At 59.9% G+C, this 12,229-nt stretch carries 10 protein-coding genes; 5 read left to right on the forward strand and 5 right to left on the reverse strand.

Annotated features, from left to right (window positions below; genetic code table 11):
- Window positions 1-74 precede the first annotated feature (74 nt).
- Complete coding sequence (lplT, locus tag LSG25_RS09660) at window positions 75-1,379, forward strand: lysophospholipid transporter LplT (RefSeq protein WP_232744433.1); 1,305 nt, start codon at window positions 75-77, stop codon at window positions 1,377-1,379.
- 664 nt (window positions 1,380-2,043) lie between these two features.
- Here lplT and LSG25_RS09665 read toward each other — a convergent pair.
- The 3 genes from LSG25_RS09665 to tsaB all read right to left on the reverse strand — a co-directional run bounded on the left by LSG25_RS09665 (window position 2,044) and on the right by tsaB (window position 5,967).
- A complete protein-coding gene (locus LSG25_RS09665) occupies window positions 2,044-3,075 on the reverse strand; it encodes an IS110 family transposase (RefSeq protein WP_232740868.1) in 1,032 nt (343 codons plus the stop codon).
- A 716-nt stretch (window positions 3,076-3,791) separates the two neighbouring features.
- Window positions 3,792-4,673: a uracil-DNA glycosylase gene (locus tag LSG25_RS09670; protein ID WP_232744434.1), complete on the reverse strand. Its 882-nt coding sequence runs from the start codon at window positions 4,671-4,673 to the stop codon at window positions 3,792-3,794.
- On the reverse strand, window positions 4,666-5,967 hold the full coding sequence (tsaB, locus tag LSG25_RS09675) for a tRNA (adenosine(37)-N6)-threonylcarbamoyltransferase complex dimerization subunit type 1 TsaB (RefSeq protein WP_232744435.1): 1,302 nt from the start codon (window positions 5,965-5,967) through the stop codon (window positions 4,666-4,668). The genes LSG25_RS09670 and tsaB overlap by 8 nt, the downstream gene beginning before the upstream one ends.
- Before the next feature lie 357 nt (window positions 5,968-6,324).
- Between tsaB and ompR the strand changes: the two genes are divergently transcribed.
- The 4 genes from ompR (at window position 6,325) to LSG25_RS09695 (ending at window position 9,780) form a co-directional block, all read left to right on the forward strand.
- The gene (gene ompR, locus LSG25_RS09680; RefSeq protein ID WP_232744436.1) at window positions 6,325-7,059 is read left to right on the forward strand and encodes a two-component system response regulator OmpR; all 735 of its coding nucleotides are present in this window, start codon (window positions 6,325-6,327) and stop codon (window positions 7,057-7,059) included.
- Between the two features lie 74 nt (window positions 7,060-7,133).
- Window positions 7,134-8,528 (forward strand): sensor histidine kinase, encoded by a 1,395-nt coding sequence (locus LSG25_RS09685; RefSeq protein ID WP_232744437.1) that lies wholly within the window; start codon window positions 7,134-7,136, stop codon window positions 8,526-8,528.
- 61 nt (window positions 8,529-8,589) lie between these two features.
- Window positions 8,590-9,138, forward strand: coding sequence for a peroxiredoxin (locus tag LSG25_RS09690; RefSeq protein ID WP_232744438.1), 549 nt, complete (start codon window positions 8,590-8,592; stop codon window positions 9,136-9,138).
- A gap of 123 nt (window positions 9,139-9,261) precedes the next feature.
- Entirely contained in the window at window positions 9,262-9,780 is a 519-nt protein-coding gene (locus LSG25_RS09695) for a carboxymuconolactone decarboxylase family protein (RefSeq protein WP_232744439.1), read from the forward strand.
- Window positions 9,781-10,840: 1,060 nt separating this feature from the next.
- Here LSG25_RS09695 and ispF read toward each other — a convergent pair.
- A complete protein-coding gene (ispF, locus tag LSG25_RS09700) occupies window positions 10,841-11,326 on the reverse strand; it encodes a 2-C-methyl-D-erythritol 2,4-cyclodiphosphate synthase (RefSeq protein WP_232744440.1) in 486 nt (161 codons plus the stop codon).
- Window positions 11,327-11,523: 197 nt separating this feature from the next.
- The gene (gene ispD / locus LSG25_RS09705; protein ID WP_232744441.1) at window positions 11,524-12,228 is read right to left on the reverse strand and encodes a 2-C-methyl-D-erythritol 4-phosphate cytidylyltransferase; all 705 of its coding nucleotides are present in this window, start codon (window positions 12,226-12,228) and stop codon (window positions 11,524-11,526) included.
- Window position 12,229: the final 1 nt, after the last annotated feature.

The raw sequence follows: 12,229 nt of genomic DNA on the forward strand, positions 1-12,229 counted from the left end.
AGCTTGAGCGCCCGTCCAGGCTGCCGAAGACAGCCGGATCTTGCTTCATTGACTAACTCTACCGAGACATCCGATTGAAAAAAGGCTTTTATCTGGTCATGACAGCCCAAGCGTTATCGTCTGTCGCCGATAACGCGCTGCTAATCGCCGCCATAGCGCTTATTAGCGATTTGCACGGGCCGGACTGGATGGCGCCTATGATGAAATGGTGGTTCGCCCTGGCCTACGTGGCGCTGGCCGCCTTCGTGGGCGCATTCGCCGATTCCTTCCCCAAAGGCCGGGTGATGTTCGCCACCAACGCCATCAAGATACTCGGCTGCATCCTGATGTTCTGCTACAAGGGCTTCGGCCCGGACCCGACAGCGCAACTGATACTGGTTTTTTGCGCCTATACGCTGGTGGGCATTGGCGCGGCCGCCTACTCGCCCGCCAAGTACGGCATTGTCACCGAAATGCTGCCGCCCGACCTGCTGGTCAAGGGCAATAGCTGGATAGAAGGGTTGACCGTCCTGTCGATTATTATCGGAACGGTGCTGGGCGGAGTCCTGATCAACCCTGTCGTATCCAAAGCGCTGCTCGAGTACAACTGGATCCAGCATCTGGTGCATACCCGGGCCGAAGCGGCCATTCTGCTGATCGGCGTGGTGTACTTTTTTGCGGCGGTCTGCACCCTGTTGATTCCGCGCACCATGGTCACCTACCCCAAGCAGCAAACCCATCCGCTGCAGCTTATCCGCACCTTCAAAGGCTATGTGCGCATCTTGTGGAGCGACAAGCTCGGGCAGATCTCGCTGGCTGTCACGACATTGTTCTGGGGAGCGGGGGCAACGCTGCAATTCATCGTAATCGAATGGGGCGCGCGCCATCTAGGGTACCGGCTGGATCAGGCATCCATTCTGATGGGCGTGGCCGCCGTAGGAACCGTGGTCGGCTCGGTGGTGGCCGGGCGTGTTCCGCTCAAGCGTGCCTTATCGGTACTTCCCGTAGGCATTGTCATGGGTCTGGCCGTGCTGCTGATGCCGCTGGTGCACCAGACCTGGGCGGTTTATTGCGTCTTGCTGCTGATAGGGGGCTTATCGGGATTCTTTGTCGTGCCCATGAATGCGCTGCTGCAGCATCGAGGCCACGTCCTGCTGTCGGCCGGCCATTCGATTGCCGTGCAAAACTTCAACGAACAACTGAATATTCTGCTGATGCTGGCCATCTATAGCCTGATGCTATGGCTGAACCTGCCCATCAATATCATTATCGTGATTTTCGGCCTGCTGGTGGCAAGCCTGATGCTGGTCTTTATGCGCTGGAATCGTCGCAATCACCGGGCCGATCCGAGCCTGGAGAACAAAATCGGCCAATACGGCCATGGCCAGGCCTTGCATTAGAGTATTTTTGATTAAATGGTTACGGCGCTGAACGTGTTTCTGTGACTTTTGTTTTGAGCCGTTTTTTTAGGCTTGAGGTGTGAATTTGAACTGCCTATACCGGCTTGAGCGATGGCTTTGGGCTGTGCGTTGCTGTGTTGGCTGTGTGGGCGGCGGTTGATTCTATAAAGACGCCGCAGGGTGGGCGGTGCTGTGTAGTCCGGCACGTCCAGCGGTCGTGGTGCTACGCACCCCGACTGCCCGGGTCTGCCTCGTCCAGGCGGGCGTCGGGCGAACTCGCCCGGCCTCGCGAGGCCGGGCTCAGACAGCGCCCGCCGACACCCCCCGCCTTCCCTTCGTCAGTACATGGACGCCCCTAATTTGCCTAGCCCTTTTTTGCCCTTCCGGTTTCTTAGGTGTTGATTGCAGCAGTACATCCGGGCTTGACGAGGTGACACGCGTGTCACGGCCCCTAATGGGTTGTGCTGACCGGCTCCCCTTAGCACCCAAGCACTTTGATGTGCGGCTGACGAATCGGGTTTGACTGGTCCTGGTCTGACCTAAGTGGCCATTACGGCTAAAAGTGCTTCAAGCAATCGGTGCGGTGGTGTCCTACGTTAAAAGGGATAAACGGTGGTGAGGCGCTGCCGGGTTGGCCCCGAGCTCGGTACGCGTGCCGTAGACCCTAGCGGGCCCGGCTCAGCGTATGCCCAGGGTCGTAGGGCGTGTCGTACGCCATCAGAGCCCAGGCGATGCGCGCATTTTTATTGGCCAGCGCGATGGCCACCACATTGAGCGGGCGGCGCACAAGCAGTTGGCCTAGCCAGGTCGTTCGATCGGCCTGGGCGCGCGCTCGGATCAGCACCGACTGCGCGCCCAAGAGCAGGAGCTTGCGCAGGTACCCATCGCCGCGCTTGCTGATCCCCAGCAGCGTGGCCTTGCCCCCGCTGGAGTGCTGGCGCGGCACCAAACCTAGCCAGGCGGCCAGTTGCCGGCCATTTTTAAAGAGCCGCGGATCGCCCACGCTGGCGGCCAGGGCGCTGGCCGTAATCGGCCCGATTCCGGGCAACTGCGCTAACCGCTGGCTGACCGGATTGGCACGATGCCCGTGCACGATCGATCGCTCCAGGGCCTGGACCTGCGTATCGAGCGCGCGCAGGTGTTCAACCAGCGTACGGATGAGTTCCACGAAAGGGCCAGGCAGGCGCGCCAGCGCGGACTCAAGCAACGCCGGCACCCGCCGGGTGACGTGAGCGATGCCTTGGGGCAGGATCAACCCGAACTCGGCCAGCAGGCCGCGGATCTGATTGGCCGCGGCGCTGCGCGCCTTGACGAAGCCTTCACGGGCCCGGTGTAGGCTCAGTACCGCTTGTTGCTCGACCGATTTGATGGCGACAAAGCGCATGGAGGGCCGGGTGACGGCCTCGCAGATCGCCTGCGCATCGGCGGCATCGTTCTTGTTGGATTTAACGTAAGGTTTGACGAACTGCGCGGCGATCAGCCGCACGTCGTGGCCCTGGTCGCGCAGCAGCCGCGCCCAGTGGTGGGCGCTCGCGCAGGCCTCCATGCCGATGAGGCACGGTGTCAGCTTCGCAAAGAAGGCGCTGAGCTGCTCGCGGCGTAGTTGCCGGGTCAAGACGGTATGGCCTTGCGCATTCACGCCGTGAACTTGAAACACGGACTTTGCTAAATCAAGACCAATCGTTGTAATCTTCATGATGGATGCTCCTTCCGATAGCAGTGAATGAGTTAGTAACCCCTTCACTTTGGCACAATGATGCCGGTTCGAGAAGGGGCGTCCATTCCATTGCACCCGGCGCTGGACTACCGCCGGACTACACAGCACCGCCCACCCTGCGGCTTGCGTTGAGGCAATGCATCGAGGTATATGTTGGGGAAGCGGCGTTTAGCCAATCACGGGATACGTTGAGGCGGCGGGCGTTTAGTCAATCGAGTCGTCAATCCATCAAGAAGTCAATCGAAGTAGATACGGCCACGTGATGGAGGCATGAGTGCGGGCACGTTAACGGTTCTATGGGTGCAGGCCCATTAACGGTAGGTGCAAGCACGTAAATTCCGAACATCCCGTGATGCAGTTCCAGGCAGGCCATTACGTGAGCCGTCTATCGGGGCTAGGGTCAGGACCGGCGTAAGGCGTGCGCCGGATGCTACCGTAGGGAAGGCGGGGGCCTTCGGCGGGCCATGTTTGAGCGTAGCCGCGCCAGCGGCGTAGCGAGTTTGGCCCGACGCCCGCCTGGACGAGGTAGATCCGGATCAAGCACGCCGTGCCGGCCCTGACCCTAGCCCCGATAGACGGCGTCTTCAAATACCAAAGCTATCAATCCATCGAAGAATGCCGCAAACACTCGAGCCAAAAACGCTCTGGCTAGAGCAGGCACAAGGCCCACCCCGAAAACCCCATTCCGCCGCCATTCATTGCGAAACCAGACAGGATCTCGCCAGGCTCAAATCGCGCCAGGCATGGGCTTTGTGCTGCGGCCGCGATAACAGGAACGCCGGATGATACGTGGCCACGAGAGGTATGTCGACGCCCGTCTCGCTGCGGAAAACGTGCACCGTGCCCCGCAATGATTCAAAATCGTCATCCTTGCCCACCAGGGCTTGCGCGGCAAGCTTGCCCAGCACAAGAATGCGCTGCGGCTTCAGCAATGCAATCTGCCGCTGCAGATAAGGCAGGCACGCATTCACTTCATCCAGCCGAGGAGTCCGGTTGCCCAATGGTCTGCATTTGACTAGATTCGCATAAAACACCTGTGCCTCGGCATCTACCCCAGCCGCAGCCAGCATCGCCCCAAGCAGGATGCCCGCTCTGCCCTGAAACGGCCGCCCGTCCCGATCATCCTGTTCGCCCGGCGCCTCGCCTATGACCATCCAGGCAGGCGAATCGGCGACCCCGGCCCCAAACACGGCCTGACGTCGATTGGTACACAGGGAACAGGCTTCACAATTCGCAACCTGAATCTGCAACGCCGCCCAGTCGTGTGCAACAGCGCGAGGACCGGCGCCGGTGCCTGCCTCCGCCACGGCAATCGAGGACGCATCCCGTCCGGGATGCCCGGGTACTTTAAGCAAGGTACGGGTCGGCACCAGAGTGGGCGGATCGACAAGCGGCGGCGCCGCCATGGGTGACACATCGTGCGACACGCGCTCGCCGGCCGTGGACCGCGCCGCCGCAGTGATTTCGGCGCTACGCCGAAAACGCGCCAGCAACTGCCGGTCGATACCCATTTCCTGCAGCCAGGCCATTTGCATCGAGCTGAGCCTGGGTTCGGCCGATGACGATTCTTCAATCATGGTTTGCCTCGATATGGCCCAGTTTCTTTTCCAGAACCCAGGCATCTTCGCGCTCGTCCCGGCCAGTGGGATAATAATTCTTGCGCACTCCAAGACGTTCGAACCCCCGATGCCGGTAAAAATCCAGGGCCTTGCCGTTTGAAGGCCGGACTTCGAGCAGCACTGCTTTCAGACTGTGCTCCAGCGCAGCGCGCTCGCACTGTTGCAGGAGCTGCGCTCCCACCCCCTGCCGCTGCGCATCCGGCGACACCGCAATCAGCAACAGGTGGGCGGCGTCCGGGGCAAACATGGCCAGGCAGGCGCCAAGAACGATATTGTCCCGACACGCAACCCACGCACCGTAACCCGCTTGCAGGGCATCGGAGAAATTGCCTCGAGTCCAGGGAAAGGACTGGACGGCGCGCTCGATCTTGAGCACCTCATCCAGATGCTCCGCAGTCATTGTGCAGATCGACACAGGCGAGCTGCGCCCGGAGCCTGCGGCCGCGACCTGCTGCGCCTTGGGGTTACCGCCCAAACCATGTTCCCGCTCCAGCGTGGTGTAGGCTACTTTATCGCGCACGTAAAGCGGTGCCGCCTGTTCGGGCGGCACCGCTTCGCCGCGCTGCCAGGCCCGGTAGGCCAGCCTGGCCACGGCCTCGGCATCGGGGCGCAAAGGCTGCCCCGGCAAAACCTTGTGTGTGCCGCAAGACGCCAGGGCGGCCAGTTGGGGATAAGCATCGAGCGCGTCGCCGACAAGGCGGATAGGCACGCTGGGCTGCCCGTCCCATGAGCCGGCATGCTGATCAAGCCAGGGCGCCACATCGCCGGCATTGAGCAGGATCGGCGCCTGCAGTTCCTCCCAGGCGGATGTTTCTTCGCTATCACCAGGGGTAATTAACGGACGATAAGCCGCTAGGTAGACCTCGCCCATGCGGGCGTCCTGGACGATCAGCCGGATCGCACCGCGATCGGCACCGGAACCCATGCCATCGCGCGCCGCAACCGCCAGCAAGGAACCCACCGGGACCACGGGCAAGCCCAGGGCATAAGCCATTCCCTGCGCCACGCCGCACGCCACACGCAGGCCGGTAAAACCGCCCGGCCCCTGTCCAAAGCCTATCGCCGACAATTGATCCCGGACTATGCCTGCTTCAAGCAATAACTGATCGACCATGGGCAAAAGCCGTTCAGCGTGCTCGCCGACGGCGTCATGCGCAGCCGTACACAGCTTCAGGCGCCCTTGCACCACAGACAACACAGCCACTCCACAGCGGCTGGAAGACGTTTCAAGAGCGAGAAGGTGAGAGTCCATGAAATGCATTTTAAGAAACTTGGGAAACTTCTGCTGCCGGCCATTACATTCCGGCACAATGGCTGGCGAGAACAAAACGCCGGAGGCGCGAGTGGCATCGCCTAAAAATAACACTTAAGCGGATTTATAAAAATATAAGCACAAATAGCGGATATATCAGTATACTTTCATGAATCAGACAAAAGATCCAAAAAAACGCAGCCTCCCGCTCAAAGCTGCCAGTCGAACAAATACCGGACTTAACTGTTAACGATTGCCAAGTAGCTAATGTAAAAGATTTTCTACGAAACACTTAATGTGTAATATCTTGCTACTAACCCCTATGCGGGTTTATTTTGCCCTGTTACATTTTCGACCATGAATACTCAAAACCAATCTTTATCTCGCAAAATTCTTGTGGTCGACGATGACCCGCGCCTCAGAGACCTGCTGCGCCGTTATCTGTCCGAGCAAGGATTCAACGTATTTGTTGCCGAAGACGCCAAGGAAATGGGCAAGCTCTGGCAGCGCGAGCATTTCGACCTGCTGGTGCTCGATCTGATGCTGCCCGGCGAAGACGGCCTGTCCATATGCCGCCGCCTGCGCGGCGGGCACGACAACACGCCCATCATCATGCTTACGGCCAAGGCCGAAGAAATCGACCGTATCGTCGGCCTGGAAATGGGCGCCGACGATTACCTTTCCAAGCCTTTCAATCCACGCGAGCTGCTGGCCCGCGTCAATGCCATTTTGCGCCGCCGCGGCACCGAAGAGCATCCGGGCGCCCCCAGCCAGGAAAATGAATCCATCGAATTCGGCCCGTATGTGCTTAATTTGTCCACCCGTACTTTAACTCGCAACAACGAGCAGGTGCCGATCACCACGGGCGAATTTTCGGTGCTCAAAGTGTTTGCGCGTCATCCCAAAATACCGCTTTCACGCGACAAACTCATGGAACTGGCGCGCGGTCGCGAGTACGAAGCGTTCGACCGCAGCCTCGACGTGCAGATTTCGCGCTTGCGCAAGCTCGTCGAACCCAACCCGTCCAAACCGGTATTTATTCAAACGGTCTGGGGCCTGGGTTATGTATTCGTTCCTGATGGCGGCCATTAAGGCTCCGCTCACTATTCACACAGCGTATCGCCGTCATACACTTCTGGTTGGCTGGTGATCGCCGGAAAGTTTCGATGGCCCCCCCAACCAAAAAACTGAAGAGACTGACATCGCGGCTGAGGCTGGGCCTATTCAGCCGCTCATTTTTATTGCTGGCCGCACTCATGCTGGTAAGTCTTGGCGCATGGCTGCAGGTTTTTTTCAGCATGGAAGAAGGCCCGCGCGCGACTCAGATGGCCCAGCGGGTCACTACCGCCGTCAGTATTACCCGATCGGCGCTCGTGTACGCCCCCACCAGCGTACGGCCCGCCCTGCTGCTCGATCTCGCCACCAAGGAAAGCCTGCGGGTCCAGCCGCGCGATCCCAGCGATGTGCTGGAACCCCTGCCCGAGTCCAACTACTGGAATCATGTTGCCGCCGAAATCAGGGACAGGCTGGGTTCCAATGCCAAAATCATGTGGTCCGTCAACAAGACCCCGGGGATCTGGGTCAGCTTCGATATCAACAAAGACCAGTACTGGCTGGTGTTCGATCGCGAACAGCTCGGCCTGACCGCGGGGGTCGAGTGGCTGGGCTGGGGCGCCACCGCCCTGTTGCTGGCGCTGATCGGCGCCGCCGTCAGCGTGCGTTTTGTAAACCGGCCGCTGGCGCAACTGGCCAAGGTGGCCCAGCAGGTGGCACGCGGCGAATCGCCTTCGCCGCTGCCCGAAAAAGGCCCTCTCGAGATTCGCGACCTGAATACCGCTTTCAATCGCATGGCGCGCGACCTGCGGCAAACGGAAGCCGACCGTGAAATCATGCTGGCCGGCATTTCCCACGATCTGCGTACGCCTCTGGCGAGGATGCGGCTGGAAATCGAAATGAGCAATGTCAGCGACGAGGCCCGTCAATCCATCGACGAAGATCTCGCGCAAATCGATCACAGCATAGGGCAACTGATGGAATACGCGCGTCCCGCGGGCGTGGTTCCCGACCGCGGCATCGACGTCTCCGCGGTCCTGCACGATCTGTATGAACGCGAACGCAGCCATACCGAATCGCTGGGCAGTTTCCTGACCGCGGTCATAGAGCCGGACCTGTACGCCAAAATCAGCGCCCACGACCTGAAGCGCATCGTCAGCAACCTGATCGAAAATGCGCGCCGTTATGGCCGCACTCCTGTCGAAGACCGTGCCTACATCCGGCTCGCCGTCCAGGAAGAAGGCAATATTCTGGCCATAGAGGTGTCGGACCAGGGCGTCGGCATCCCGGAATCGGACATCCAGCGCCTGCTGCGCCCCTTTTCGCGCGGCGAATCCGCCCGTACCGGGGTAAGCGGCGCCGGCCTGGGGCTGGCTATTGTGGAGCGGCTGCTTGGCCAAGTAGGCGGGCAGTTGAAACTGATTTCACGACCGCCCGGCGGCCTGGTCGCCAGAATAGAATTACCTAAAGTTCGAATTAGGAATTTTCAATTAGACAACAAAGTTTAATAGCGTAAAATTACATTCATCGGGCACAAGCCTTTCTTACACTAACCAATTAGGAGCTCAGATGAAAACTGTAGGCGATAAACTAGAACCCTTCAAAGTAGCTGGCGTGAAACCCGGCTTCAACCACCACGAAGAAAACGGTGTATCGGCATTTGAAGACATCACCGAAAGCTCTTTCCCAGGTAAATGGAAAGTCATTTACTTTTACCCGAAAGATTTCACCTTCGTTTGCCCCACCGAAATCGTAGGCTTCAATAACCTGGCCAAAGACTTCGAAGATCGCGACGCGGTCCTGATGGGCGGCTCGGTCGACAACGAATTCGTCAAGCTGGCATGGCGCCGCGAGCACCCCGACCTCAACAAATTGGGCCATTACCAATTTGGCGATACCACGGGCGCACTGGTCGACCAGCTTGGCATCCGCGACAAAGCAGAAGGCGTCGCCCTGCGCGCCACCTTTATTGTCGATCCCGACAATGTCATCCAGCACGTTTCGGTCAATAACCTGAACGTGGGGCGCAACCCTGAAGAAGTCCTGCGCTTGCTCGACGGCCTGCAAACAGATGAACTCTGCCCGTGCAACCGCAGCGTTGGTGGCGCCACGCTGTAATATGCCGCCAATCGCCATTCGGGCACGGCGCTTGATGCGCCAGCGTCTGAATGGCGAGGATCGCAGCAATAAGCCAGCCCGGCCAGCCCGGGCTTTATCGGAACTTTTTAATAGGTAAAAACTATGGAATTCCTAGCATCAATCAAAGAATCGATTCCTGATTGGGCCAAAGATGTCCGCTTGAATCTGGACGGCACTATTGCGCGCTCGACCCTGTCTTCCGAAGACGCGGTGGGAGTGGCCCTGGCCGCAGCCTATGCCGCGCGTAGCCCTGCCCTGATCGCCGCTTTCAAGTCGGGCCTGTCCGAAACGGACGTAACCGGGGTCCTGACCGCGGCAGCTCTGATGGGCATGAACAATACCTACTATCCCTATGTCGAAATGTCGGCCGACCCGCAGCTTAAAACCCTGCCGGCCCAGTTGCGCATGAACGCCTATGCCAGTCACGGCGGTATCGACAAGAACCGTTTCGAACTGTTCGCCCTGGCCGCTTCGATTATCGGCAAATGCCATTTCTGCGTACAGTCGCACTACGAGAATCTGAAAAAGGCGGGGTTCACGTCCGAGCAATTGCGCGATGTAGGGCGCATCGCCTCGGTGGTCAACGCGACGGCCCAGGTATTTGTCGCCGAAGGGAAATAAACCGGCACTGCAAACCCGGGATTCTTGGTGGGCTCGCCGTTGATGCGCCCGCCGGATTTACCGCTTGCACGCCGCTAGGGTATTTTGGTTTAAGTGTTTTATGGCGCTGAATGTGCTTCAGCGACTTTCGTTTTGAGCCGTTTTTTTGGGCTTGAGGTGTGAATTTGAACTGCCTATACCGGCTTGAGCGATGACTTTGGACGGTGCGTTGCTGTGTTGGCTGTGTAGGCGGCGGTTAATTCTATAAAGACGCCGCAGGGTGGGCGGTGCTGTGTAGTCCGGCACGTCCAGCGGTCGTGGTGCTACGCACCCCGACTGCCCGGGTCTGCCTCGTCCAGGCGGGCGTCGGGCCAACTCGCGCCGCCCCGCGCTGCGGGTCGCCACTCAAACAGGGCCCGCCGACAGCCCCCGCCTTCCCTTCGTCAGCACCCGGCGCTGGACTACCGCCGGACTGCACAGCACCGCCCACCCTGCGGCTTGCGTTGAGGCAATGCATCGAGGTATGCATTGGGGAAGCCGCGTTGAGCCAATCACAGGCTACGTTGAGGCATCGGGCGCTTAATAAATCCAGGGTTTGGCACATCGTGGTGTAGTGGCCACGCGATAAAGGTACGGGTGCACGCACGTTAACGGTTCTATGGATGCAGGCCCATTAACGGTAGGTGCAAGCACGTAAATTCCGGGCATCCCGTGATGCAGTTCCAGGCATGCCATTACGTGAGCCGTCTATCGGGGCTTGGGGTCAGGGCCGGCGTAAGGCGTGCGCCGGATTTAGCTCGGCAAGGCGGGGGTAGTCGGCGGGCGCTGTCTGAACGGAGCCTCGCGCAGTGTGCGAGGCGCAGTGAGTTCGCCCGACGCCCGCCTTGCCGAGCTAAATCCGGATCAAGCACGCCGTGCCGGTCCTGACCCCAAGCCCCGATAGACGGCGTCTTTAAATACCAATACCCCATCCATCGAATGCCATAAACAACGCAAACCAAAAATGCGCTAATGAATTGCCCAAGCGCACGGCCAAAAGGGCCGCGCCACTATTGACGCATCGCTCCGCAGGCCAGCAGCCTCAAGCCTGCGCCAGCAAAACCACCACTGTTGCCGCTATTCCCTCCTGGCGTCCCAGATGCCCCAGGCCTTCGTTTGTCTTGGCCTTGATATTGATCACTTGCGGCGAGGCCTGCAAGTCGGCCGCAATATTGGCTGCCATAGCCGCCACATGCGGACCCATCTTGGGCGCCTGGGCATGAATGGTGGCATCGATATTGACCACATCCCAGCCCGCCTCCCGCACCTTGGCCATCGCCGCCCGCAGCAGAGCACGGCTGTCGGCCCCTTTGTAGGCCGGATCCGTATCGGGGAAATGACGCCCGATATCTCCCAGCCCGGCGGCGCCCAGCAAGGCGTCGGTCAGCGCATGCAGCAACACGTCGGCATCGGAATGACCCAGCAAGCCATGCGTATGCGGAATCGTCACCCCGCCGATAATCAGACGGCGATCAGGCACCAGGGCATGGACATCGAACCCCTGGCCTACTCGGAACGGAACATTCATCAATTACTCTCCAGCGCGCTCGGCGCAGATACCTCATTGGGTATGTCGCTATCTAATCTGTCATCGCTTCGATTCACCGCTTCAATTGACCGCTGCGCAGGGACTCCTCTTGCTGGAGCCCGCCATTAAAATGCGGCTCAAACGGACGGCCACGAGAGCCCCCCTACGGACGAACCGAAAGGCATACAGCCCCGCCTTCACAGCCATTTTTCCATCAATTCAAAATCCTCGGGCCAGGTTACCTTGAAATTGCGCACCGAACCTGGCACCAGGCACGGCTTATAGCCCATGCGCTCCAGCGCCGAGGCTTCGTCGGTGATGGTCTCGCCCGCGGCGTCTGCGGCGAGCAGGGCCTCGCGCAGGCCAGCCGCCTGAAACATTTGCGGCGTCTGGGCCAACCACAAAGCCTCGCGCGACAAAGTGGCCTCGACCACCCTGCTGCCCTGCTTGACCGTATCGGCAACAGGCTGCGCCAAAAGCCCCCCTATGCCTTGCGACAGACAGCTATCGATCAGGCGGGCCAGCGCCCCGGGGGGCAAGCCGGGGCGCGCCGCATCGTGCACCAGCACCCAATCCTCATCATCCAGCCCCGCATCGAGCAAAGCCGCTGTAACCGTTGCCGCGCGACTCGGGCCGCCGCACGGCCGCCAGACCGTACGCTCCAGGCCCGACAAAGCTTGCGCCACCCATGTATCATGAGGCGCCACAGCCACCCGGACTTGCTCGATGCGCGGATCCGCCAGCAGGGCCTTGACCGCCCAGCGCAGCATGGGCTCGCCTTTCAGCAAGCGATACTGCTTGGGTAGCTCTCGGGCGGCAAGCGTCGGCTCGGCCGAAGATGCCGTGGCCGCCCGCATCCCAACTCCGGCGGCAGGCACAATCGCAATAATTTTTTTTGTCATG

The organism is Paralcaligenes sp. KSB-10 (assembly GCF_021266465.1).
Classification (GTDB): Bacteria; Pseudomonadota; Gammaproteobacteria; order Burkholderiales; family Burkholderiaceae_B.

Excerpts from the sequence above, each read along its gene's own strand:
- LSG25_RS09665 (WP_232740868.1), bottom strand. The coding sequence starts at position 3,075 with ATGAAGATTACAACGATTGGTCTTGATTTAGCAAAGTCCGTGTTTCAA.
- LSG25_RS09670 (WP_232744434.1), bottom strand. The coding sequence starts at position 4,673 with ATGATTGAAGAATCGTCATCGGCCGAACCCAGGCTCAGCTCGATGCAA.
- tsaB (WP_232744435.1), bottom strand. The coding sequence starts at position 5,967 with ATGGACTCTCACCTTCTCGCTCTTGAAACGTCTTCCAGCCGCTGTGGA.
- ompR (WP_232744436.1), top strand. The coding sequence starts at position 6,325 with ATGAATACTCAAAACCAATCTTTATCTCGCAAAATTCTTGTGGTCGAC.
- LSG25_RS09685 (WP_232744437.1), top strand. The coding sequence starts at position 7,134 with ATGGCCCCCCCAACCAAAAAACTGAAGAGACTGACATCGCGGCTGAGG.
- LSG25_RS09690 (WP_232744438.1), top strand. The coding sequence starts at position 8,590 with ATGAAAACTGTAGGCGATAAACTAGAACCCTTCAAAGTAGCTGGCGTG.
- LSG25_RS09695 (WP_232744439.1), top strand. The coding sequence starts at position 9,262 with ATGGAATTCCTAGCATCAATCAAAGAATCGATTCCTGATTGGGCCAAA.
- ispF (WP_232744440.1), bottom strand. The coding sequence starts at position 11,326 with ATGAATGTTCCGTTCCGAGTAGGCCAGGGGTTCGATGTCCATGCCCTG.
- ispD (WP_232744441.1), bottom strand. The coding sequence starts at position 12,228 with ATGACAAAAAAAATTATTGCGATTGTGCCTGCCGCCGGAGTTGGGATG.